The organism is Arenimonas sp. GDDSR-1, assembly GCF_025980345.1.
GTDB lineage: Bacteria > Pseudomonadota > Gammaproteobacteria > Xanthomonadales > Xanthomonadaceae > Arenimonas.
In genome coordinates this window covers 14,960-37,601 of record NZ_JAPDUI010000020.1, presented here as the reverse complement: position 1 = coordinate 37,601, position 22,642 = coordinate 14,960, and the positions used below count along the sequence as shown (strand labels likewise).

The 22,642-nt window shown below is 63.8% G+C and carries 21 protein-coding genes; 7 read left to right on the top strand and 14 right to left on the bottom strand.

All coding sequences use genetic code 11. The features are described from left to right. Position 1: 1 nt before the first annotated feature. Positions 2-3,889, top strand: coding sequence for an ATP-dependent RNA helicase HrpA (gene hrpA / locus Q0W88_RS05145; RefSeq protein ID WP_297800770.1), 3,888 nt, complete (start codon positions 2-4; stop codon positions 3,887-3,889). Here hrpA and Q0W88_RS05140 read toward each other — a convergent pair. Further along, positions 3,882-4,340 (bottom strand): hypothetical protein, encoded by a 459-nt coding sequence (locus Q0W88_RS05140; RefSeq protein ID WP_297800768.1) that lies wholly within the window; start codon positions 4,338-4,340, stop codon positions 3,882-3,884. The genes hrpA and Q0W88_RS05140 overlap by 8 nt on opposite strands. 57 nt (positions 4,341-4,397) lie before the next feature. On the opposite strand from Q0W88_RS05140, the gene Q0W88_RS05135 reads away from it, so the two are divergent. From Q0W88_RS05135 to Q0W88_RS05110, 6 genes are all read left to right on the top strand, one after another. Beyond that, the gene (locus Q0W88_RS05135) at positions 4,398-6,497 is read left to right on the top strand and encodes a bifunctional (p)ppGpp synthetase/guanosine-3',5'-bis(diphosphate) 3'-pyrophosphohydrolase (protein WP_297800767.1); all 2,100 of its coding nucleotides are present in this window, start codon (positions 4,398-4,400) and stop codon (positions 6,495-6,497) included. A gap of 58 nt (positions 6,498-6,555) precedes the next feature. Continuing rightward, the gene (gene mrcB, locus Q0W88_RS05130; RefSeq protein WP_297800766.1) at positions 6,556-8,928 is read left to right on the top strand and encodes a penicillin-binding protein 1B; all 2,373 of its coding nucleotides are present in this window, start codon (positions 6,556-6,558) and stop codon (positions 8,926-8,928) included. After that, positions 8,925-9,431 (top strand): hypothetical protein, encoded by a 507-nt coding sequence (locus Q0W88_RS05125; protein WP_297800763.1) that lies wholly within the window; start codon positions 8,925-8,927, stop codon positions 9,429-9,431. The genes mrcB and Q0W88_RS05125 overlap by 4 nt, the downstream gene beginning before the upstream one ends. Further along, positions 9,431-11,377: an ATP-dependent DNA helicase gene (locus Q0W88_RS05120; protein ID WP_297800761.1), complete on the top strand. Its 1,947-nt coding sequence runs from the start codon at positions 9,431-9,433 to the stop codon at positions 11,375-11,377. Before Q0W88_RS05125 ends, Q0W88_RS05120 begins: the two co-directional genes overlap by 1 nt. Continuing rightward, complete coding sequence (gene tsaB / locus Q0W88_RS05115; RefSeq protein ID WP_297800759.1) at positions 11,374-12,057, top strand: tRNA (adenosine(37)-N6)-threonylcarbamoyltransferase complex dimerization subunit type 1 TsaB; 684 nt, start codon at positions 11,374-11,376, stop codon at positions 12,055-12,057. The genes Q0W88_RS05120 and tsaB overlap by 4 nt, the downstream gene beginning before the upstream one ends. 106 nt (positions 12,058-12,163) lie before the next feature. After that, positions 12,164-12,505, top strand: coding sequence for an META domain-containing protein (locus Q0W88_RS05110; RefSeq protein ID WP_297800757.1), 342 nt, complete (start codon positions 12,164-12,166; stop codon positions 12,503-12,505). A gap of 37 nt (positions 12,506-12,542) precedes the next feature. Here Q0W88_RS05110 and Q0W88_RS05105 read toward each other — a convergent pair whose 3' ends face one another. The 13 genes from Q0W88_RS05105 to Q0W88_RS05045 all read right to left on the bottom strand — a co-directional run bounded on the left by Q0W88_RS05105 (position 12,543) and on the right by Q0W88_RS05045 (position 22,623). Then, a complete protein-coding gene (locus Q0W88_RS05105) occupies positions 12,543-12,806 on the bottom strand; it encodes a DUF1294 domain-containing protein (RefSeq protein ID WP_297800755.1) in 264 nt (87 codons plus the stop codon). 15 nt (positions 12,807-12,821) lie between these two features. Then, positions 12,822-13,988 carry a YeeE/YedE family protein gene (locus Q0W88_RS05100; RefSeq protein ID WP_297800753.1) on the bottom strand — a complete coding sequence of 389 codons (1,167 nt, stop codon included), beginning with the start codon at positions 13,986-13,988 and terminating at the stop codon, positions 12,822-12,824. Beyond that, positions 13,989-15,356 carry a magnesium transporter gene (gene mgtE / locus Q0W88_RS05095; protein ID WP_297800751.1) on the bottom strand — a complete coding sequence of 456 codons (1,368 nt, stop codon included), beginning with the start codon at positions 15,354-15,356 and terminating at the stop codon, positions 13,989-13,991. 66 nt (positions 15,357-15,422) lie between these two features. Then, a complete protein-coding gene (locus tag Q0W88_RS05090; RefSeq protein ID WP_297800749.1) occupies positions 15,423-15,686 on the bottom strand; it encodes an HPr family phosphocarrier protein in 264 nt (87 codons plus the stop codon). A gap of 2 nt (positions 15,687-15,688) precedes the next feature. Continuing rightward, a complete protein-coding gene (gene rapZ / locus Q0W88_RS05085; protein WP_297800747.1) occupies positions 15,689-16,561 on the bottom strand; it encodes an RNase adapter RapZ in 873 nt (290 codons plus the stop codon). Next, on the bottom strand, positions 16,558-17,511 hold the full coding sequence (gene hprK, locus Q0W88_RS05080; RefSeq protein ID WP_297800745.1) for an HPr(Ser) kinase/phosphatase: 954 nt from the start codon (positions 17,509-17,511) through the stop codon (positions 16,558-16,560). Before hprK ends, rapZ begins: the two co-directional genes overlap by 4 nt. A 30-nt stretch (positions 17,512-17,541) precedes the next feature. Further along, positions 17,542-17,868, bottom strand: coding sequence for a ribosome-associated translation inhibitor RaiA (gene raiA / locus Q0W88_RS05075; protein ID WP_297800743.1), 327 nt, complete (start codon positions 17,866-17,868; stop codon positions 17,542-17,544). 76 nt (positions 17,869-17,944) lie between these two features. After that, the gene (gene rpoN / locus Q0W88_RS05070; RefSeq protein WP_297800741.1) at positions 17,945-19,330 is read right to left on the bottom strand and encodes an RNA polymerase factor sigma-54; all 1,386 of its coding nucleotides are present in this window, start codon (positions 19,328-19,330) and stop codon (positions 17,945-17,947) included. 7 nt (positions 19,331-19,337) lie between these two features. Beyond that, a complete protein-coding gene (gene lptB / locus Q0W88_RS05065; RefSeq protein ID WP_297800739.1) occupies positions 19,338-20,057 on the bottom strand; it encodes an LPS export ABC transporter ATP-binding protein in 720 nt (239 codons plus the stop codon). Then, the gene (lptA, locus tag Q0W88_RS05060; protein WP_297800737.1) at positions 20,057-20,554 is read right to left on the bottom strand and encodes a lipopolysaccharide transport periplasmic protein LptA; all 498 of its coding nucleotides are present in this window, start codon (positions 20,552-20,554) and stop codon (positions 20,057-20,059) included. Before lptA ends, lptB begins: the two co-directional genes overlap by 1 nt. Beyond that, complete coding sequence (gene lptC / locus Q0W88_RS05055; RefSeq protein WP_297800735.1) at positions 20,541-21,098, bottom strand: LPS export ABC transporter periplasmic protein LptC; 558 nt, start codon at positions 21,096-21,098, stop codon at positions 20,541-20,543. Before lptC ends, lptA begins: the two co-directional genes overlap by 14 nt. After that, a complete protein-coding gene (locus tag Q0W88_RS05050; protein ID WP_297800733.1) occupies positions 21,095-21,622 on the bottom strand; it encodes an HAD hydrolase family protein in 528 nt (175 codons plus the stop codon). Before Q0W88_RS05050 ends, lptC begins: the two co-directional genes overlap by 4 nt. Then, positions 21,622-22,623: a KpsF/GutQ family sugar-phosphate isomerase gene (locus tag Q0W88_RS05045; protein ID WP_297800729.1), complete on the bottom strand. Its 1,002-nt coding sequence runs from the start codon at positions 22,621-22,623 to the stop codon at positions 21,622-21,624. Before Q0W88_RS05045 ends, Q0W88_RS05050 begins: the two co-directional genes overlap by 1 nt. Positions 22,624-22,642: the final 19 nt, after the last annotated feature.

Genomic DNA, 22,642 nt, shown 5'->3' with positions numbered 1-22,642 from the left:
CATGTCCGCATTCCCCGAAACCCTCAGCCAGGATCAAGGCCGGCTGTACCGGCTGCAGGCCGCCGCCAAGCGCCAACCGGGCGATGCGGATGCGGCGCAGCGGCTTGCCGCCGCGCTGTCCGACAGCCGCGCGGCCTTCGCTGCCCGCGCATCCGGACTGCCCGAAGCCCGGGTCGATGAAAGCCTGCCGGTCGGACAGTATGCCGATCGGCTCCGCCGGCTGATCAGCGATCACCCGGTCGTGGTGGTGGCCGGTGAAACCGGATCGGGCAAGACCACCCAGATTCCGAAAATCTGCCTGAGCGCGGGGCGCGGCATCGCCGGCATGATCGGTTGCACCCAGCCGCGCCGGATCGCCGCGCGGGCCGTGGCCAACCGCGTGGCCGAGGAGCTGCAGACCGCGGTCGGCGGCGCGGTCGGGTTCCAGGTGCGATTCAACGAGCAGGTCGGCGAACGCACTTACCTGAAGTTCATGACCGACGGCATTCTGCTGGCCGAGATCCAGAGCGATCCCTGGCTGTCGCGTTACGACACCCTGATCATCGACGAGGCGCATGAGCGCAGCCTCAATATCGATTTCCTGCTCGGTTATCTGAAAACACTTTCCGCCCGCCGCCGCGATCTCAAGATCGTCATCACCTCGGCCACCATCGATACCGCGCGTTTCGCCGCACATTTCGCCGATGCGCCGGTGCTGGAAGTGGAAGGGCGCAGCTATCCGGTGGAAGTCCGCTACCGGGACTTCCAGAGTACCGGAGACCGGGCCGGCACCCGCGAACGCGCCGATGACCTGACGCTGCCCGAGAAGATCGCGGTCACCGTCGATGAAATCACCGCGCAGGACGGTCTCGGCGACATCCTCGTGTTCCTGCCCGGCGAGCGCGAAATCCGTGAAACGCATCTGGCCCTGTCGCGCCGGAAATACCGGGCCACCGACGTGCTGCCCCTGTATGCGCGGCTATCGGCCAAGGACCAGGACCGCGTGTTCCATCCCGACCGCGGCCGACGCATCGTGCTGGCCACCAACGTCGCGGAAACCTCGCTGACGGTACCGCGCATCCGCTATGTCATCGATCCGGGCCTGGCCCGGGTCAAGCGGTATTCGCCGCGCCAGAAAATGGACCGGCTGCAGATCGAACCGATTTCGCAGGCCAGCGCCAACCAGCGCAAGGGCCGCTGCGGCCGGATTTCATCGGGCATCTGCTACCGGCTGTACAGCGAAGACGATTTCAATCAACGTCCGCAATTCACCGATCCGGAAATCCGCCGGGCTTCGCTGGCCGGCGTCATCCTGCGCATGCTGCATCTGCGTCTGGGCGCGCTCGAGAAATTCCCGTTCATCGACATGCCGGATGCGCGCGCCATCAACGACGGCTGGCAGAACCTGACCGAACTCGGTGCCATCGACGGCCAGCGCCAGTTGACCGCCATCGGCCGACAGATGGCGCGCCTGCCGGTGGACGTCAAGCTGGCGCGGATGCTGGTCGCCGCCAACGGCCATGACGTACTGCATGAAATGACCGTCATCGCCGCTTTCATGGGCATTGCAGATCCGCGCGAACGGCCGGCCGATGCCAAGGAGGCGGCGGATAATGCGCACCGCCTGTTCCAGGATGCCGCATCGGAATTCCTCGGTGTCATCCATCTCTGGCGGGCCTACCGGACGGCGCACGAGGACCTGAGCCAGAGCCAGCTGCGCAAATGGTGCGAGCGCCATTTCCTGTCGTATCTGCGCATGCGCGAATGGCGGGAACTGCATCGGCAGCTGCTGATCAGCTGCCAGGAACTGCAATGGCCGTTGACTGCCTGGGATGCCATCGAGTCGAAACTGTTGGCCCAGTCCGCTGATGCCAAAGCCGCGTCCCAGCATTACCGGCTGATCCACCGCGCGCTGCTGGCCGGTCTGCCGACCCAGGTGGGCCACCGCAATGACAAAGGCGGCTTCGATGCGCCGCGCCAGCGCCGGTTCAACCTGTTTCCGGCATCACCGCTGGCCAAACAGCCGCCGTCCTGGTGTCTGGTCGGCAATCTGCTGGATACCCAGAAAGTCTGGGGATTGATGGCGGCGCGCATCGAACCGGATTGGCTGGTCGAGGAATGCCCGCATCTGCTGACCCGCACTTACCATGATCCGCATTGGTCGCGCCGACAGGGCCGGGTGGTCGGTCATTGCCAGATCAGTCTGCTCGGCCTGTTGCTGGTGGCCAAAAAACCCGTGCACTACGGCGGCCTGTTTCCCGAGGAGGCACGCGGTATTTTCATCCGTCAGGCGCTGCTGACCGGTGAAATCAACACGCGTGCGGGATTCGTGTCGCGCAATCTGCAGACGCTGGCCAAAGCGCATGACGAGGAAGCCAAGCAGCGCCGCAGCGGACTGGTGGTCGATGAGCACTGGCAGGAGCGCTGGTATCTGGACCGGATACCGCCGGAAATCTGTTCCTCGGAGTCGCTCGACAAGTGGTTCCGCGCCTTGCCGGAGGCGAAAAAGCAGGGTCTGCTCTGGCGAAGCAGCGATCTGATGCTGGCCGAGCAGAGCGGCATCGCCTTGTTTCCCGACTATTTCGTGCTCGGCAGCAACCGTCTGGCTTTGCATTATGCCTTTGCGCCGGGTCAGGCCGATGACGGCGTCACCCTGGATGTGCCGATCCATCTGTTGAATGCCTTGGACGAATCGCGTCTGAGCTGGCTGGTGCCCGGACTGATCGAGGAAAAGGCGGCGGCTTTGATCCGCGCACTGCCCAAGACGCTCCGGCGCAATTATGTGCCGGCGCCGGATTTCGCCCGTGCATTTTCCCAGGCGTTTCCCGAACCCGATGCCGATGCATTCGAAGGGGCGTTGGCCCGCTTCCTGACCCGCAGCACCGGCGCCCCGGTGACGGCCTTGGATTTCAAGGAAGCCGTTCTGGAGCCGCACCTGCAGATCAATCTGCGTCTGGCCGACCGCAACGGACAGGTTCTGGCCCAGTCCCGCAATCTGGCGGAATTGCAGCAGCGCTATTCGGCGCTGGCCGAGCGGGCCTTTTCCGAACAGGCCGGGCAGGGCTTTGGCGATGCCGCCTTGGCCGGCTTTCCGGACCAGGCCATTGCCGCGGAATTGACCACCGCCGAAGGCCTGACCGCTTATCCGGCCTTGGTGCTGGAAGACGGCGCCGTGCATCTGCGCGCCGTGGCGTCACGGCCCGAAGCGCAGCGCCTGCACTCGGCGGCGGTCCGTCACTTCCTGATGGAAAGCCTGCGCGACAAACGCAAGTCCGCGGCCAAGCAGTTGCCGGTCGATCCGCGTCTCGGGCTGCTGTATGCCACGCTGGAATCGGCTGAACGCCTGCGCGCCGATTGCGTGCAGGCCGCCTGCAATGCCCTGATGCAGGGCGATTATGCCGAAATCCGCAGCCGCGCCGAATTCGATGCGGTGGCCAAGACCCTTGCCGCGGCCTTGTTCGGCGAGAGCATGAGTGTGCTGACGCTCCTGCAGGACTGCATGGCCACCACCGCGCGCATCCGCGCGCAGCTCAAACCCGAACTGATGGGCTGGGCCAGCGGCAATCTGGCCGATATCAAAGCGCATCTGGAGCGCTTGGTGTTCCCGGGCTTTCTTGCGGCGCATCCGGCGGCGTTTCTGAAGCAACTGCCCCGGTATCTGAAAGCCCTGCAGCTTCGTCTGGAACGGGCACTGCTGGATCCGGTCAAGGACCAGGCGCGTCTGCTCGAGGCCAAGCCGTTCAACGATGCGGTGCTCAGGATGCTGGTCCGATCTGCGGATACGGCCGAAAGCCGACGGTTCCGTCAGGACGTCGAAGAACTGAATGTGCAGATTTTCGCGCAGGAACTGGCACTCAAGGGCGCGGTTTCCCGCAAGCATCTTTCCCGCCAGATGGACCTGCTTACTTGATGCGGCGGACCTTGACCCAGCTGTTGTAGCCTTCGACCTGAAGCTTCCAGCCCGACATGTAGCTGTGCACGATGCGCACTTTCGGGTTGGTCAGCTTGCTGGTGTACAGTTCGCCGGACGCCGCCTGCATCCAGACCTGGCCGTTGGCCAGAGTGAATTCGGTGTAGCCGCGCCAGCCGCGGAACTCGCCGACCAATGCGCTGTTGATGTCCGAGAAATCCTCGGCCGGTTTTTCGACCTGTTTTTCAACGACCTTTTCAACCACGACGGTCTTGACCCCGGCAATCCAGTTGTCGAGCTGCTTCAGCTCGTCGGCGCTGAGTTTGTCCAGCCCGGCGGCTTTGAACTGCTCCGCGCCCATGCGTTCGCGCAGGGAGGCGGCATCGGTCTGCTGCGCAAGGGCATTGCCGAGCGGGAAAAGAAGCAGGGTAAAAAGAAGAAAAGGTTTCATGCCGGCCCCCGGATTTTTGTCATACTGTCCTAGTGTAATGTATTTTTCCGGACCCCCGTGCCCAAAGCCGCCGCCAACCTGTCCCAACGACTTGCCGCCTGGCAACAGAAGCCGGAATTCGCGGCGGTGGCGGCAAGTGCCGCCCTGAATCTGGATGCCGCCGGCCAGGAAGACCTGCTGGCGCTCTGGGAGGTGCTGTCGGGATTGTCCGCCGATGCCGACATGCTGCTGGCGGCCGCCGTCTATCTGGCACCGGCACTGCAGTCGGAACAGTTCAGCCTCAAGCCCGAGCAGCTCCGGCTGCTGGACGGCCTGACCGCCTCGCGCAAGGTCTGGGACATCTACCGCCAGCACGGACGCAGCGGCAATGCCGAGGGACTGCGCCGTCTTTTGCTGGCGATTATTCTGGATCTGCGCGTGTTGATCGTGCTGCTGGCCTGGCAGCTGGTGCAGATGCGCAAGGCGGTGTCCTGGCCGGAACCGGAGCGCCTGGCGTTGGCGCACCTGACCGCCGACATCCATGCGCCGCTGGCCAACCGTCTGGGCATCTGGCAGCTGAAATGGGAGCTGGAGGATCTGGCATTCCGGATCATGAAGCCGGAGCAGTACCAGGCCATCGCACGGCAGCTGCAGGAAAAACGCGGATTGCGCGAACGCTACATCGAGCAGGCCGCGCAGCAGATCCGCGCGGCGCTGGCCCAGGCCGGCATCGACGCCGATGTCGCCGGCCGGCCCAAGCACATCACCAGCATCTGGAAAAAGATGCAGCGCAAGAATCTGGACTTCGAAGGGCTGTACGACATCCGTGCCATCCGCGTGCTGGTCGACGATGTCGCCGCTTGCTACAGCGTGCTGGGCCTGGTGCACCAGCTGTGGACCCCGATTCCCGGCGAATTCGACGATTATATCGCGCAGCCGAAGAGCAACAATTACCAAAGCCTGCATACCGCGGTCATCGGCCCCGAGGGCTTGGGTCTGGAAGTGCAGATCCGGACCCGGAAAATGCACGAACATGCCGAGATGGGCGTGGCCGCGCACTGGCGCTACAAGGAAGGCGGCAAGGCGCAGGGCGAGTTCGAAAAGAAAATCGCGCAGATGCGCCAGCTGCTGGAGAACAGCCGCGGCGCCGACGATACCGTGCTGATGGCCGGACTCGGCACCGAACTGGTCGAGGACCGCAAATACCTGCTGACGCCGAAAGGCGAGGTCATCGATCTGCCGGCGGCAGGCACCGTGCTTGATTTCGCCTATCACGTGCATACCGATGTCGGTCACCGCTGCCGCGGCGCCAAAGTCAACGGGCGCATCGTGCCGCTGGAATTCCAGCCCAGTTCCGGCGACCGCGTCGAAATCATGACCGGCAAGACCGGTGCGCCCAAACGCGACTGGCTGCTGGCGGCCAACGGCTATCTGGCCAGCTCGCGCTCGCGCGATAAAGTGCGCGCCTATTTCTTCCGGCTCGACCGCCAGCGCAACCTTGAAGACGGCCGCGAGCTGCTGGAAAAGGAGTTGCGTCGCGTTGCCCTGATGCAGGCCGATCTCAAACCGGCACTCGAGAAGTTCAAGCTGCCCGACCGCGACGAGCTGTGCATCGCGCTGGCGCTTGGCGATATCAGCCCCAGCCTGATCACCCGCGCCCTGCATGAACACCTGCAGCCGGCGGCTGAGGCCGCGCCGGTGCGCAGGGCTCCCGCGCCGCGCAAGGAGACCGGGCGCAGCGACATGACCGTGGAAGGCGTCGGCAACCTGCTCATGCAGCTCGCGCGCTGCTGCCAGCCGGTGCCCGGAGACGCCATCGTCGGTTACCTGACCAAAGGCAAGGGGGTCAGCATCCACCGGTCCAACTGTGCCAGTGCGGCCTACCTGATCGCCCAGCATCCGGAACGGGAACTGCCGGTCAACTGGGGTAGCCGCGAAGACGGCCGCTACGAGGTGTCCATCCTGATCCGCGCCTATGACCGCAAATGGCTGCTCAAGGACCTGACCAATCTGATCGCGCAGGCCAACGTCAACATCGCCGGGGTCAACACCTTGTCGCAGGGCGGTCCGATGGCTGAATTGAAAATGAACCTCAAGGTCGCCGATTTCGGACAGCTCAGCGCGCTTCTGGGTAAGCTGGATGCCGTTCCCGGCGTGTTGGAAGTCCGGCGCTTCTGAGGCGCACGCGCGCTGTCGCCACCTGATAAAATGATCCGAACCCGGCCATAGAACTCCCGTGAATACAACCGACAACGAAGCGGCACCCAACGGATCCATGCTCAAACGCGGGGTGTGGCGGCTGCTGTTCCTTGCGGTCGGTCTCGGCATCGGCATCGGCGTTCCCTACATCTGGTACCTGGACAAACAGGTCCGCGACCAGTTTGCCCAGCTCAACTGGCAGGTTCCGACCAAAGTCTTTGCACGGCCGCTGGTGCTCAAACCGGGGCTGCCGCTCGATGGCAGCAGCTTCGAGCTCGAACTCCAGGCCGGCGGTTACAAGGATGACGGCCGCGGTGCGCTGGTCGGAAGTTACGGCCGGAATGGCGGGCGATTCCGGCTGACCACCCGTGAATTCTTCGATGTCAACGGCAAGGTACCGTCGCGGCATCTCGAGGTACTGCTGGTCTCCGGCCGCGTGGCGGTCGTGCGGGATGCCGAAACCCGGCGTGGTCTGGCGTCGGCCAAGGTCGATCCGGTCCGCATCGCCACGCTTTACGGCAACAACACCGAAGAGCGGCGTCTGGTCAAAATCGACCGGGTTCCGAAACTGCTGGTCGAGGGCCTGCAGGCGGTCGAAGACCGCAATTTCCAGAATCACATCGGCATCGATCCGATGGGCGTGGCGCGCGCCATCTATGTCAATATCCGCGAAGTCGGATTCGAGCAGGGCGCCTCCACCCTGACCCAGCAATTGGTGCGCAGCCTGTTTCTCAGCAATACCAAAACCATCACGCGCAAGGTCAAGGAAGCGCTGTATGCGCTGATCATCGAAGCGCGCTTCGACAAGAAAACCATTCTCGAGGCCTACCTCAACCAGGTCTATCTGGGCCAGGTCGGCGACCAATCCATTCACGGCATCGCCGCCGGTGCCGATTTCTGGTTCGGCCGCGATGTCTCGCAGCTGCAGGACCACGAAATCGCCTTGCTGATCGGTCTGGTGCAGGGCCCGTATTACTGGGATCCGCGCAAGCATCCGGAGCGCGCGCTCAAGCGCCGCGCCATTGTCATCCACGAGTTCGTCGAAGCCGGACTGCTCACGCCCGAGCAGGCCGAAAAAGCCAAGGCCGCCCCCTTGGGCGTGGTGGCGAAACCCATACTGGCCCGCAACCGCGCGCCGGCCTTCCTCGATATCGTGCGCCGGCAGCTGGCCAAAGACTACGACAACGATGATTTGAGCGGGCAGGGTCTGACCGTGTTGACCACCTTGTCGCCGTCGGCGCAGACCTATCTGGAAAAAGCGGTCACCGGAACCTTGTCGCGCGTGCAGCGTGACAAGGGGCCCGAACTGCAGGCCGGCGCCATCGTCACCGAAGCCGCCACCGGCAATATCGTCGCCGCCGTCGGCAACCGCAATGTCAGCGCGCCCGGCTTCAACCGCGCCGTGGACGCCAAGCGCCCGATCGGCTCGCTGATCAAACCCTTCGTGTTCATGCTGGCGCTGGCCCGCCCGGATGACTGGTCACTGTCGAGCTGGATCAGCGACGCCCCGGTCGCGGTAAATACCGAAGACGGCAAGATCTGGGAACCGAAGAATTCCGACCGCAAAAGCCATGGCACGGTCACGCTGTCGTCGGCGCTGGCCAATTCCTACAACCAGGCCACGGTGCGTCTGGGCATGCAGGTCGGTCCGGAGCGCGTGGCAGAATTGACCCACGCCCTGACCGGTGAAAAGATCAAGGCACGTCCTTCGCTGCTGCTCGGTTCGGTTGATCTGTCGGTTTATACCATGTCGCAGATGTACCAGTTCCTCGCCTCCGGCGGCCGCGTGCAACCGCTGCAGTCGGTGCGTGCGGTCCTGGATCCGCAGGGCAAGGCGCTCAGCAAATACGAAAAAGAGCCGGTCAAAGCGCAGAGCGGCGATGCCATGGCCGCACGCCTGCTGGCTTTCGGACTGCAGCAGACGGTCACCTCCGGTACCGCACGCGCTTTGCTTTCGGAAGGTCTGGGCGACTTGCAGTCGGCCGGCAAAACCGGCACCAGCAACGACTCGCGGGACAGCTGGTATGCCGGCTACACCGGCGATCATCTGGCGGTGATCTGGGTCGGCAACGACAAGAACGAACCGACCGGACTGTTCGGCGCCACCGGTGCCATGCGGGTCTGGGCCCAGTTGTTCAATCGTTTGCCGAGCCGGCCCCTGCGCATCTCCGGCGAGGGTCTGGAATGGGCCTATCTGGATGCATCGCGTTTCGCCACCACCGAAGATTACTGTCCGGGCGCGCGCCGCGCGGTGTTCATCGCCGGTTATCTGCCCGCCGACAATGTGTCCTGCGGCGAACGCCCTGCCGCCGAAGCGGAATCGGGCTCGTGGCTCGATTGGTTCACTGGCGACAAGCAGCCGCCCGCCGAGGAAACGCCGCCCGCACCGGACGTCCGGAACCGGCCATGAAGCGGCTTGCGACGATGCTGGGGCTGGCACTGGTGCTTGCCGCCTGCAGCCGGACGGAAACGACCACCGTGCCGGCCAGCGACCTCAGTCCGGAGCAGATGCTCGATAAAATCCGTGCCCAGCCGGAAGTCGGCAACGAGGTCGTATTCCAGGCCCTGGCCGACGAGGCCATCGTCGATCTGCACACCGATGCCCTGGCAGCCGAAGCCGGCGGCGACTACGCGCTGGCGGAAAAGCTGTTGGACCAGGCCCTTCAGATGAATCCGTCCGATCCGCAGGTGTTGCAGAGCCGTGCCGAACTGGCCATCCGCAATCAACATTGGATGCTGGCCGAGCAATACGCGCAACGTTCCTTCGATTCCGGCGCCAAGCTCGGCAGTCTGTGCCGGCGCAACTGGCTGACCCTGCATTACGCCCGGATGGCGCAGGGCCGGAGTCTGCCGCCGCCGCAGCTGGCCAAGAACCTCAACGAGTGCACGCTCGTTCCTCCGGCGCGCCTGTAATGTCGGAATGGACGGAACAGTGCGCCGTGGCGCTCTCGGCCGACGGTCTTCTGGCCCGCGGGCTGCAGGGTTTCGCGTTCCGTGAAAGCCAACAGGCGCTGTCGCGTGAAATCGCGCAGGCCATCGAAGACCGGGCGGTGCTGATTGCCGAAGCCGGAACCGGTACCGGTAAAACCTATGCCTATCTGGTGCCGGCTTTGCTGTCCGGCAAGCGCGTGATCATTTCCACCGGCACCAAAGCCCTGCAGGACCAGCTCTATCACCGCGATCTGCCGCGCATCAAACAGGCCCTGTCGACGCCGGTGCATTCCGCCTTGCTGAAAGGGCGGGCCAACTATCTGTGCCTGTTCCGGATGGATCAAGCCAAATCCGAAACCTTCGCCAGCCGTGAAGCGACGCAGCATTTCCAACGCATCGTGCAATGGGCCGGCAAGACCAAGCGCGGCGATCTGGCGGAGCTCTCGAGCATTCCCGAAGACAGCCCGGTCTGGCCGCAGGTCAGCTCCACCGCCGACAACTGCCTGGGCAGCGAGTGCCCGTACTGGAGCGAGTGCCATCTGGTCAAAGCGCGGCAGGAAGCGCAGAGCGCCGACATCGTGGTGGTCAACCACCATCTGCTGCTGGCCGATCTGGCCATCAAGCAGGAAGGCTTCGGCGAAGTCCTGCCCGGCGCCTCGGTGTTCATTCTCGATGAAGCGCATCAGATCCCAGAACTCGCCATGCAGTTCTTCGGCGAGTCGGTCAGTACCCGGCAGTGGCTCGATCTGGGCAAGGATGTTCAGCTGGAATCGGGCAAAATCACTGGCAGTTCGGTGTTGTTGGCGTCGCCGGTCAAAGCGCTCGAGCTGCGCATCAAGCAGCTACGCGCCGAATGCGAAGCCGTTCCCGGAAAGGCCTCGGCTGCGGTTCTGGCCGCACAGCCGAAAATCCTCGCCGCGCTGCAGGATGTCCGGGAATCCGCCGAGGAGCTGCTGGCCGCCCTGCAGTTGCAGGCCGGTGCTTCGGCGGCGCTGGATCAATGCACGGCACGCGCCGAGGCGCTGCTGTCGCGCTGGTGCGTGTGGTGCGGCGGTCTGAACCGCGAAGCGGATGCCGATGTGCCCGCAGCAGCGGTGCGTTGGTATGAACTCAGCCAGCGCGGCATCACCCTCAACGCCACGCCGATGGACGTCTCGACGCCGCTGCGTCAGTACCGCGAGCAGAGCCAGGCCGCGTGGATCCTGACCTCGGCAACGCTTGCGGTCAATGATTCGGTCGATCATCTGGCGGCAAAACTCGGCTTGAATGAGCCCCGTGTCTTGGTGCAACCGAGCCCGTTCGACTGGCAGAACCAGGGCCTGTTCTATCTGCCCAATCCGATGCCGGAACCGTCGAGCCCGAATTTCGTCAACGCGTTGATCGATGCCGCACGTCCGGTACTGGAAGCGTCCGGCGGCCGTGCCTTTTTGCTGTTCACCTCGCACCGCGCCCTGAAACAGGCCGCGCAGCTGCTCGAAGGCGGGCCATGGCCGCTGTTCGTGCAGGGCACGGCACCGCGCATGGAACTGCTCGAACGTTTCCGCACTTCCGGCAACGGCGTGCTGCTGGGCGCCGCCAGTTTCTGGGAAGGCGTGGATGTCGCCGGCGATGCCCTGAGTGTGGTCATCATCGACAAACTGCCGTTCGCTTCCCCCGATGACCCGGTCCTGGAAGCGCGACTGGAATCGGTGCGCCAGCGCGGCGGCAATCCGTTCATGGAAGAGCAGGTGCCCTCCGCGGTCATTGCGCTCAAGCAGGGCGTCGGCCGTCTGATCCGCACCTTCGAAGACCGCGGCGTACTGATGATGGGCGATACCCGTTTGGTCAACAAACACTACGGCAGAACCTTCATCCAATCCCTGCCGCCGTTTCCACGCACCCGAAAACTCGACGATGTCCGCGAGTTTTTTGCTAAAGTGCCGGCATGAATCTTCTTGTCCTGGATACCAGCACCGAAGCCTGCGCCGTGGGCGTTGCGGCCGGCGGCCGGCATTTCGGCCGCTTCGAACTGACCCCGCGCCGGCACACGGACTGTGTGCTGCCCTGGAGCGATCAACTGCTGGCGCAGGCCGGACTGAGCAAGTCCGCACTGCAGGCCATCGGCGTGGGAATCGGTCCGGGCGCTTTTACCGGTGTGCGTTTGGCCGTCTCGTTGGCGCAGGGCATGGCCTTGGCCTTGAATCTTCCGGTGGTACCGATTTCGACCTTGGCCGCGATTGCCCAAGCGCAGGATCATGACGGTCCGATGGCGGTGGCCATGGACGCACGCATGGGCGAGTGTTATGTCGGTTATTACCAGAAGCGCCAGGGCATTGCCGAGGCCCTGGTTCCGGAGCGTCTGCTCAAGCCGGATGACATCGCCTTGCCGTTTGCCGGCGATTGGATTGGCGTCGGCTCGGCGTTTGGGGCGTATGCCGCATTGCTGCCCACAGCCTTCACCGCCGTCTTGCAGCGAATTGATGCGGACGCATTGCCGCAGCCGGAAGCGCTATTGCAGTTAACCGAATTCGCGTACCAAAACGGACGGGGATTACCGCCCGAGCAGATTGAGCCGACCTATCTGCGCGATAAAGTCGCCTTGACCCTGGTCGAGCGTGCGGGCAACTGAGCGCCTTGTCTTATACTGTCGTCATGTCCGCCCCGACTAAGGAGAAGTGCAGTGAACAAATTGATCTTGGTGCTTCTGATGACCTTGCTGTCCGCCTGTGATGGCGATGAGCGATGTATCCGGCAAATGGCAATTGACCAGTCTGCATGGCCAACCCGCACCGACCGCCATGCGCGAAGGCGGCGTGACCCTTGAAATCCAACCGGACGGAAAGTTCGCCGGTCAGGCCCCGGTCAACCGCTACTTCGGCCAACTGAAAATCGAAGGCGAGGCCATCATTGCCGCACCGGTCGGTTCGACCATGATGGCCGGACCGCCGGAACTGATGCAGGCCGAGCAGGATTTCTTCAAGACCCTCAATGCCGTCAAGGCCATGAGCGTGAAGGACGGGACACTGGAAATCCAAGGTGCGGACGGTCGTCGATTGGTGTTCAAACGCGCTCAATGATTTCGCTGCGCTTGAAGCGTAAAACACGCCGGTGGTTTTAGCGGCGAATGAACCAGATCCAGAACGCCGCATTGAGCAGCACCGTCACCCCGAACATGCGCTGAAAAGCGCGTTTTCCGGTTTTGTGGTGGAACAGCCGTTGCGCCACCGCGGCGCCCGGCCAGCCGCCGAGCAGTGCCAGCAGGTGCAGAATGTTTTCGGGGATGCGACGCCGGCCGTTTCGCGCCGCGATTTTATCGAGGCCATAAAGCAGTGCCGTGAACGCGTTCAGGGCTGCCAAAGCCAACGGCAGGCGGCTCATGTCAGCATCCGATCGCTAGAGTTTGAACATGGGTCGCAACGCGATGCCGGCGCGGTTGCCGATCAATGCGAACACGATCCAGACCCAGCCGTGCACACTGCCGGAGGCGATGCCGCTGAAGAACGCCCCGATGTTGCAGCCGTAAGCGATGCGTGAGCCGTAGCCGAGCAGCAGGCCACCGACAACGCTGGCCAGCAGATGCGATGCCGGAATCCGCCAGACCGGCAGGAATTTTCCGGCCAGTCCCGAGGCCAGCAATGCACCGAGCACGATACCGAAATCCATGACCGAGGTGATGTCGGCCAAGGGACCGGCGGCCAGTGCGGTTTGCATGGCCGGCGTATCGAACCCGGACCAGCTGCCCACGGGCACACCGAAGCCCTGCAGAACCGAACCACCCCACAGTGCGAAGGCCGAGGTAACGCCCCAAGGACGCCCTGCCAGTGCCAACGTGGCGAAGTTGAGTACGGCCAACGCCGCGGCGCCGGCCAGCAACGGCCAGGGTCCGCGCAGCCAGGATGCACTGCCCTGATCGGTGATGCTTTGTACCGTGCCGTGGCGTCGGCGTTCGATTCGCGCCGCAGTGGTATACGCCAAGGCGAATACGCCGAGATTGAGCAGCAGGGCGGCCGGCCAACCCAGCATATCGATCATCGATGCGGGTGCCATGGCCGGCAGTGTTTTCCACCAGGCCAGATGGGTCAGGCCCAGCATGGCGCCAAGGATGAAAAACAAAAGCGTGACCAGCATGCGCGTACTGCCGCCGCCGACGGTAAACAAGGTCCCCGATGCGCAACCGCCGCCGAGTTGCATGCCGATGCCGAACAGAAACGAACCGATGACTACCGAAACACCTGCCGGCGACACGAAACCCTGCACCGGCTGGCCGAACAAGGTGCCGCCGGCGAGTGCCGGAAAAAACAGCAGGCAGGCGCTGCCCAGCATCACCATCTGGGCACGGAAACCCGCGCTGCGCTGTTCGGCCAGAAGCAGTCGGAATGCGGCGGTGAATCCGAATACGGAGTGGTACAGGGCGATGCCGAGCAGGCTGCCGACCAGAAACAGGGCCAGCAGCGGTGCTTCGGCATTCTGCCCGCTGATTAGCATGGCCATGATGGCCATGACCGTCAGTGCGGCAAGAACCAGGGGAATCTGTGCCGGTGCGCGGGCCGCGGTGCTCATTTAAGCCGGGCTGCCGACCAGGATCCAGGTGCCCAGGCCGAGGAAGGCCAGGAAGCCCATCACATCGGTGACGGTGGTCACCACCACGCCGCCAGCCAGTGCCGGATCGATATCCATGCGTTTGAGCAGCAAAGGCACGGCCACGCCGGCCAGTGCAGCGACGACCAGATTGATCAGCATGGCGGCGGCAATCACCATGCCGATTTTCGGCTCGAACCACAATGCCGAAATAACGCCGACCACCAGGGCCCAGACGATGCCGTTGATGAAGCCGACCAGGGTTTCCTTGTTGAACAGGGCTTTCAGATTGCCCAGGCCGACCTGGCCGAGCGCGATGCCGCGCACCATCAGGGTCAGGGTCTGGGTGGCGGCCACGCCGCCCATGCTGGCCACGATCGGCATCAGGATGGCGAGCGGTACGATTTTCTGCAGGGTGCCTTCGAACTGGCCGATGACCCAGGAGGCGAGAAAGGCGGTGGCCAGATTGATGCCCAGCCACAGCGCCCGGCGTTTGGCGGCACGCGGAACCGGGCTGAACAGATCTTCGTCCTCGTCCAGGCCGACCGCGCTCAGGGCCTGATGCTCGGCCTGGCCGCGGATGATATCGACTACGTCATCAATGGTGATGCGGCCGAGCAGGATGTTGTTGGCATCCACTACCGGCGCCGAGATCCAGTCATGGTCGGAGAACTGCGTGGCCACTTCGTTGTCCGGCGTTTCCAGCGGGATGCCCGGCTGTTCGTCGTCGATCAGTTCGTTGATCGCGGTCGACGGGTCCTTGGTCAGCAGGTCGCTGACCGAGATCCGGCCCATGTACTGGTTGCGGCGCGAGACGACATACAGGTAGTCGGTGTGTTCCGGCATTTCGCCGCGCAGGCGAAGATAGCGCAGCACCACATCGATGTTGACGTCGGCGCGTACGGTGATGACGTCGGTGTTCATCAGTCGGCCGGCCGAGTCCTCGGGATAGGACAGGGCCTGCTCGAGGCGTTCACGGTGGTCGCGGTCCATCGACTTGAGCACTTCTTCGATGACCGTATCCGGCAGATCGTCGATCAGGTCGGCCAGATCGTCGAGGTCGAGATCTTCCACGGCCGCGATGATTTCGTCCTGGTCCATTTCCGCAATCAGACTTTCGCGCACATCCTCGCCGACATGCACCAGCACTTCGCCGTCATCTTCCGGATCGACCAGACCCCAGACGATGTTGCGTTTGGCGGCGGGCAGGGATTCCAGCAGGTTGCCGATTTCGGCCGGCGACAGGATGTTGACCAGACGCCGCACCGGTCCCAGACGGCCCGAATCGAGCGCGTCGGAGAGCAGGCGCAACTGCTGCGCCGTCTTGGTGTGGCGGACGTGTTCAACCATGCAGTGCCCTCCCGGTAATCCGGGTATTATCCGCGCAATCGGCGGCGGTGAAAAGACGGAAAGCGCTTAATCTTCGAAGCGCCGCAGAAACAGGGCTTCCAGTGCGTCCAGCGCCTTATCGGCATCTTCGCCATCGGCACGCGCGGTGATTTCGCGGCCCGGTCCGGCCGCCAGCAGCATCACGCCCATGATGCTCTTGGCATTCACTTCGCGGCTGCCGAGCGTGAAGCTGACGTTGCAGCCGAACTGGCTGAGGATCTGCACGACTTTCGCAGACGCCTGCGCATGCAGTCCGTTGTCCGCGCTTACCAGGAGTTTACGTTCCGCCATGGTCACTCCAATTCCCTGTGGTACACCATTACCTTATCATGCCCGCCGGCACTGCAGTGCCGGGCCAGGCTTTCGGCCAGATAGACCGAGCGGTGCTTGCCGCCGGTACAGCCGAAAGCCACCGTCAGGTAGCTGCGGGTCTCGGCCTCGAAGCGGGGAAGCCAGGTGTCGATGAATCCGGTGATCTGCCGCAGATAGGTACCGACCTGCGGGTCGGCCTCGAAATAGGCTTTCACCGCCGCATCCTTGCCGGACAGCGGTCGGAGCTCGGGTACCCAGTGCGGATTCGGCAGGCAGCGCGTATCGAACACGAAATCGGCGTCCGGCGGCACCCCGCGTTTGTAGGCGAAGGACTCGAACAGGATCGAAATGCTGCTGCGGGCATGGCCCTGTACTTCATCGAGCACGCGTTTGCGCAGCTGGTGCACATTCAGTTCCGTGGTATCGACCACCAGATCGGCCAGCGCCACCAGCGGCTGCAATTGCCGGCGCTCTTCGGCGATGGCGTCGGACAGCGGCAAGCCCTGCATGGACAGCGGATGTTTGCGGCGGGTTTCGGAAAACCGTTTGATCAGCACCGCATCGTCGGTGTCGAAGAACACCAGCTTGGTATCGAAGCCCTGGGCCTTGACCCGGGTCAGCAGGTCGCCGATCAGGCGCAGGTCGTTGGTCAGGTTGCGGACATCGATGCCGACCGCGACCCGATGCCGGCGCAGGTCGTCGCTGGCCATGTTCTGCACCAAGTCCGGCAGCAGGTTGGCCGGCAGATTGTCGACGCAGTAGAACCCGAGATCTTCCAGCGTACGCAGCGCCACGCTCTTGCCGGAGCCCGACAGACCGCTGACGATGACCAGGCTGGACGGCATGCCGCTCATGAGGATACATCCGTGTTGTCGAGCAGCTGCTGGTGACGCGCCATGAAATCGTTGGCCGGGTCCTTGCCCTGCTGGCGCAGCATCTGCAGACGCACCGCCACTTCGGTCAGTACCGCCAGATTGCGGCCGGGCGCTACCGGCAGGTTGAACACCGGAATATCCATGTCGAGCACGCGCTGCGTCGAAGCGGTGCCGGTCAGACGGAAATCAGCGTTGTTGTGTTCGGGCCGGAAGTGCAGCAGGTTGATGATGAGTTTCAGGTATTTGCTGCTCTTCACCGAGGTGTCGCCGAACATCTGGCGGATGTTCATGATGCCCAGGCCGCGCACTTCCATCATGTCCTGCAGCAGCGGCGGGCAGCTGCCTTCGAGGATGCTGGGCGTGATCTGGGTGAATTCGGGCGCGTCATCGGCCACCAGGCGGTGGCCGCGGCTGATCAGTTCCAGTGCCAGCTCGCTCTTGCCGGCACCGGCTTCGCCGGTGATCAGCACGCCGAACGAGAAGATTTCCATGAACACGCCGTGCAGCGAGGTCTGCGGTGCAAGGCGCACCGACAGGAAATGCTGGAGCAGGTTCAGGCATTCGAAACCGCGCCGGTCCGACACCCACAGCGCGACCTGCGCGTCTTCGCAGGCCTGCTGCAGATCGGCCGGGCAGGGCTGGCTCTGGCTGATGACCAGTGCCAGTGGGTTCTGTTCGATGATCCGGCTGATGTTCTCCCAGCGCAGGCGCGCATCCAGCCGATCGAGCCAGGCCAGTTCGGCCAGGCCGAGGATCTGCACTTTGTTGGGATGGATGACATTCAGATAGCCGGCCAATGAGGGCCGTTTGGAAGTGACTTCATTGCGGTCGGTGCGGACATCCTTGCCCGACTTGCCGGCCAGCCAGCGCAACGCGAGCGTCTGCTGCAACTGGTCGAACAGCTCGCGGGCGCTGATGCTGGTGTTCATGGGCAGCCGATAAGGGAAACTGCCTTCATTCTAGCCAAATTTTTCCATCTTTGCCGCGCTTTCGCCGCGGTGATGGTCCTTCATTTTTTCCTTGTTCTTGACCACCATCCGGTCCAGTTTGTCGGCCAGCAGATCGATGGCGGCGTACATGTCGGGCGCGGTGGCGAAAGCGAAGTGATTCTTGCCGGGCGTATGCAGCGTGGCTTCGGCTTTCTGCTCGAGCTTGTCCACGGACAGGATCATCTTGATGTCGAGATGATGGTCGAAGTGTTTGCCGATGCGGGCCATTTTTTCTTCCGCGTAGCTGCGGATGGCGGGGGTGACGTCGACCTGGTGTCCGGTGATGTGCAGTTGCATGGTGACCTCCTTCTTTGGTTTTCATCACCACGCTATCACAGGCGGTGTTAAAAAAGAATCAAACCATCAGGGCCGTTTACTGCGGTTTTTTCCGGAGATGTGAAGGCGGTATGCCGAGGGCTTCCCGGTACTTGGCAATGGTCCGGCGCGCCACCGGAAGGCCGCGGTCGGTCAACAGCTGTTCGAGCTTGGCATCCGAGAGCGGCTTGCCGGCGGTTTCGGCCGCAATCAGGGCGGCGATCTGGGTCTGTACGGCACCCGCTGCCTGAACGGTTCCCGAATCATCGGTGATGCCGGAGCCGAACAGACTGCCCAATTCGAGCATGCCGTGCGGCGTGGCCAGCCATTTGCCGCTGCAGGCCCGGGATACCGTCGATTCATGCAAGCCGATGCTTTCGGCGATTTCGCGCATGCTCATGGCCTGCAGCGCCGCGGGCCCGGAATCCAGAAACGGCGTCTGTTTGCGGACCACCGCCTTCACCACTTTCAGCAGGGTGTCGCGGCGGGAGGCAATGCCGGCAATCAGCCAGCGCGCTTCCTGCAGATACTGGGCCAGATGGGCGGCATCGGCGCCCCGGCTGTTGCGGGTCAGCTTGAGGTAATAGGCATTCAGGCGCAGATGCTGGCCGGCATCGCGCAGGCTGTGTACCTGCCAGCCGTTGCGTTGGGCCACGATGGCAAAGTCGGGCTCGACGTACTCGGTGCGCGAATGCTGGAACAGGGCACCGGGTTTGGGATCCAGGGTTTTCAGCAGGGCCACGGCTTCGGCGGTACGCAGCGGATCGAAGCCGCCGGCCTTGGCCACCGCGGCCGCGCCGCCTCTGGCCAGAACATCCAGATGGCGCATGGCGATGTCGGTGGCGAGCGTCAGCAGATCCGGATCCGCGGCAATCTGCGTCAGCTGCACCTGCAGGCATTCGGACAACGAGCGCGAGGCGACGCCGACCGGGTCGAAGCGTTGGATCAGATGGCGTACCGCTTCGATTTCGGCATCATTGGCCGGCGGTACCAGTGCGCTGGCGGTGCGCAGATCTTCCGCGCCGGCCTGGCAGTAACCGTCCTCATCAAGGCTGTCGATCAGGGCTTCGCCGATGGCCAAGTCGCGTCGGCTCAGGGCGCTCAGCTGCAACTGCTCGCCGAGATGGCTGCGCAGGGTCTTCGGTTCGGGCAGGGCGTCCCAGAGCGATTCTTCCGCTTCCGGGGCCGCGGTATGCGGGAAATCCGTCTCCGCGTGTACGTCTTCAACGTCGGGGCCTTCTCCGGCAAACTCGGCCGGTGCATCATTCAGTGCCGTGGTCTCGGTGTCGGCCTCGACGCGTTCCAGCATCGGATTGGCGGCCAGGGCGTTTTCGATTTCCTGCTCGAGTTCGGTCTGCGTGCATTGCAGCAGTTTGAGCGCGAGCTGCAGCTGCGGAGTCAGCTTGGTGCTTTGCCGGGGCGAGAGCTGCGCACGGGCCTTCATGCGCGGATTACAGCTTGAACTGCTCGCCCAGATAGACGCGGCGGACGTCGGGATGGTCCATCAGATAGGCCGGTTCGCCTTCGGCCAAGGCCGTGCCTTCGAACAGGATGTAGGCGCGGTCGCAGATGCCGAGCGTTTCACGCACGTTGTGGTCGGTGATCAGTACGCCGATGCCGCGCTGTTTCAGCTGCCGGATGATGGTCTGGATGTCGAGCACGGAAATCGGATCGACGCCGGCGAAGGGTTCGTCGAGCAGGATCATGCGCGGATTGGCGGCCAGGGCGCGGGCGATTTCGACACGCCGGCGTTCGCCGCCGGAAAGACTGGCGCCCATCTGGGTGGCGACATGGCCGATCTGCAGTTCATCGAGCAGGGCGTTCAGTGCCGCATCGCGACCATCGGCATCCAGATCGGCGCGCAGTTCGAGCACCGACAGGATGTTTTCCGACACCGACATCTTGCGGAACACCGAAGCTTCCTGGGGCAGATAGCCCAGACCAAGGCGGGCACGTTCGTGCATGGCCAAGCCGGTAATGTTGCGGCCGTCGAGTTCGATGCGGCCGGCATCCGCGGCGACCAGGCCGACGATCATGTAGAAGCAGGTGGTTTTGCCGGCGCCGTTCGGGCCGAGCAGACCGACCACTTCGCCCGGCTTCAGGTCGAGCCCGAAATCATGCACGACCGCCCGTTGTTTGTAGGACTTCTTCAGTCCGCGTGCGCTGAGCATCAGTTGCCGGCCCCGCCGGCGGGATTCAGGCGCATCTGCACGCGCCCGCCGTTGCCGCCGCCGGTCAGGCGTCCGGTCTTGAGATCGTAACGGATCGACTCGCCGCGCATGCTGCCGCGGGCCTGGTCGATGATGACGCCGCCGCTGAGCTGGATCTGTTCGCCGCTGATCAGGTACACAATCTGCTTGGCCGAAGCCTTCATCACATCGCCGTTGTCGTTGGTCTGCTGCATGCGCGTGGGCGCGCCGCTGAGGGTCACCTTCACCACATCGCCCTTGACCCGCGAAATCACCGCCTTGTCGGCTTCGATCTTGAGCGTACCCTGACTGATCACCACGTTGCCGTTGATGCTCGACTCGCTGGTGTCGGTCAGCAGGGCATCGGTGTTGTCGGCGCTGATGTCCATCGGCTGCTTGCGGTCGCTGCTTTTGGCATCGGCGGTGCCGGCGACCAGGGCAGCGAGGAGAAAAGCGGGGAAGAGGTTATTCAGGCGCATAGCGGGCAGTGACCTTGGCGAGTAATCGGACGCGGCGTTGTTTCATGTCGGCTTCGAGGCCGGTTCCGCTCAGTATAGAACGGCCGTGGTTGACGGTCACCACGCCATTGCTGTGCAGCCGGTTTTCCTTGGGGAAAACGCTCAGTTCGGCGGCGCTGAATTCGGTTTTCAGGCCCTTCGGTGACACCGGGCCGGTGACCCGGACGTTGTCCTGCAGGCGGATTTCACGGGCGCGGTCGGAGACCCAGGCGCTGTCGGCGACCGCACCCCAGTTCTGTCCCGCCTCGTCGCCGGGAAACACGAATACCGGCTGCGCGATGGTCAGCGATTTGCCGTCCGGGTCGCGTTCAAGCAGGGGCGATCGCAGCGAAAAGGCGGTCCGGCCGTCTTCATTGAAGGCGTGCATGCTGAAATCCTGCAGGCGGTAGTCGGAGCGTGCGGTTTTTTCCGCCTGCTGGTCGCGGTCACCGCGCATGTCCCAGACCACCATGGCCAGGGCGGCCACCGCGATGCTCATGGCCAGCGTGGCTTTGCGGTAATTCACGGCGCACCGAACCGGCGCAGCAGCTCATCGTCCTTGCCCTGGATGGACAGGATGAAATCGCAGAATTCACGGGCGGCGCCATGGCCGCCGTTGAAACGGCTGGTCCACAGGGCATGGGCCTGGATCGGGATCAGCGCATCGGCCGGACAGGCCGGCAGGCCGACCAACTGCAGGCAGGCCAGATCCGGGTAGTCATCGCCCATGTAGGCGACTTCATCGAGGGTGATGCCTTCGGCAGCGCAGACCTGTTTCACCACCGCCAGTTTGTCGGTAACCCCATCGAACACGTGCTGCAGACGCAGATCGCGGCCGCGGGCCTGCACGATGCGGCTGTTGCGCGCGGTTATCAGCGCCACCCGGATGCCGCAGTCCTCGAGCAGGCGCAGGCCCTGGCCGTCGTGGACATGGAAGGATTTGGTCTCGGCGCCATGTTCGTCGAAGCTCAGGCGGCCGTCGGTCAGGGTGCCGTCGACGTCGAAGCAGACCAGACGGATGTTCTTGGCGCGGGCATCGGCACTGGCCATCAGACCACCCGTGCCTGCAGCAGATCGTGGATGTTGAGCGCGCCGACGCAGCGGCCCTCGGCATCCAGCACCAGCAGGCCGTTGATGCGGTGCTGCTCGAGCAGGTGCGCGGCTTCCACCGCCAGGTGGCCGGCCGGCACGGTCTTCGGATTTCGGGCCATCAGGGCCGAAACCGGGGTGCTGTTGAAATCGATCGGGCCGTTGCCGAGCGCACGGCGCAGGTCGCCGTCGGTGAATACGCCCAGCAGACGGCGGTCGGCATCGAGCACGGCGGTCATGCCCAGACGCTTCTGGCTGATTTCCAGCAGGGCTTCGGTCACGCTGGCATCGGGGCCTACCGCTGGCAGGTCCTTGCCCTGATGCATGAGGTCATCGATGCGCACCAGCAGGCGGCGGCCAAGGCTACCGGCCGGATGCGAACGGGCGAAATCCTCGGAGCTGAAGCCGCGGGCTTCCAGCAAGGCCACGGCCAGGGCGTCGCCGAGGGCGAGGCTGACCGTGGTGCTGGCGGTGGGCGCCAGGCCGTGTGGACAGGCTTCTTCCGGAACGGCGACATCCAGATGCACATCGGAGAAGCTGGCCAGGCGTGATTGCGGCCGGCCGGTCATGCTGATGATGAGGTTGCCTTGGCGCTTGAGCACCGGCATGATCATGTTGATTTCATCGGACTCGCCGGAATAGGACAGGGCCAGCACCGCATCGGCATCGGTGATCATACCCAAATCGCCGTGGCTGGCTTCGCCCGGATGCACGTAGAACGCGGGGGTTCCGGTGGAGGCGAGGGTGGCCGCGATTTTGTTGGCGATATGGCCGGATTTGCCCATGCCGGTGCAGACCACACGCCCGGTGCAGGCCAGCAGATGCCGGCAGGCTTCGGCAAAGGCGGCGTCGAGCCGGCTTTCCAGATGCTGCAGGGCCCGGGTTTCGACCGACAGCACCCGGCGCCCGGCGGTGATCCAGGCGGCATCGCTCGAAAATTTTTCAGCGCTGTGAAGGGTCATCGGCCGTCTTTAGCGGTAT

Bases quoted from the DNA above. Each gene is read 5' to 3' on its own strand.
- Q0W88_RS05120 (WP_297800761.1), top strand. From the start codon at position 9,431: ATGTCGGAATGGACGGAACAGTGCGCCGTGGCGCTCTCGGCCGACGGT.
- lptB (WP_297800739.1), bottom strand. From the start codon at position 20,057: ATGCTCAGCGCACGCGGACTGAAGAAGTCCTACAAACAACGGGCGGTC.
- Q0W88_RS05090 (WP_297800749.1), bottom strand. From the start codon at position 15,686: ATGGCGGAACGTAAACTCCTGGTAAGCGCGGACAACGGACTGCATGCG.
- Q0W88_RS05110 (WP_297800757.1), top strand. From the start codon at position 12,164: ATGAGCGATGTATCCGGCAAATGGCAATTGACCAGTCTGCATGGCCAA.
- hprK (WP_297800745.1), bottom strand. From the start codon at position 17,511: ATGAACACCAGCATCAGCGCCCGCGAGCTGTTCGACCAGTTGCAGCAG.
- Q0W88_RS05140 (WP_297800768.1), bottom strand. From the start codon at position 4,340: ATGAAACCTTTTCTTCTTTTTACCCTGCTTCTTTTCCCGCTCGGCAAT.
- Q0W88_RS05125 (WP_297800763.1), top strand. From the start codon at position 8,925: ATGAAGCGGCTTGCGACGATGCTGGGGCTGGCACTGGTGCTTGCCGCC.
- hrpA (WP_297800770.1), top strand. From the start codon at position 2: ATGTCCGCATTCCCCGAAACCCTCAGCCAGGATCAAGGCCGGCTGTAC.
- Q0W88_RS05050 (WP_297800733.1), bottom strand. From the start codon at position 21,622: ATGGCCAGTGCCGATGCCCGCGCCAAGAACATCCGTCTGGTCTGCTTC.
- Q0W88_RS05045 (WP_297800729.1), bottom strand. From the start codon at position 22,623: ATGACCCTTCACAGCGCTGAAAAATTTTCGAGCGATGCCGCCTGGATC.
- raiA (WP_297800743.1), bottom strand. From the start codon at position 17,868: ATGCAACTGCACATCACCGGACACCAGGTCGACGTCACCCCCGCCATC.
- rapZ (WP_297800747.1), bottom strand. From the start codon at position 16,561: ATGAGCGGCATGCCGTCCAGCCTGGTCATCGTCAGCGGTCTGTCGGGC.
- tsaB (WP_297800759.1), top strand. From the start codon at position 11,374: ATGAATCTTCTTGTCCTGGATACCAGCACCGAAGCCTGCGCCGTGGGC.
- mgtE (WP_297800751.1), bottom strand. From the start codon at position 15,356: ATGGTTGAACACGTCCGCCACACCAAGACGGCGCAGCAGTTGCGCCTG.
- Q0W88_RS05100 (WP_297800753.1), bottom strand. From the start codon at position 13,988: ATGAGCACCGCGGCCCGCGCACCGGCACAGATTCCCCTGGTTCTTGCC.
- Q0W88_RS05105 (WP_297800755.1), bottom strand. From the start codon at position 12,806: ATGAGCCGCCTGCCGTTGGCTTTGGCAGCCCTGAACGCGTTCACGGCA.
- lptA (WP_297800737.1), bottom strand. From the start codon at position 20,554: ATGCGCCTGAATAACCTCTTCCCCGCTTTTCTCCTCGCTGCCCTGGTC.
- rpoN (WP_297800741.1), bottom strand. From the start codon at position 19,330: ATGAAGGCCCGTGCGCAGCTCTCGCCCCGGCAAAGCACCAAGCTGACT.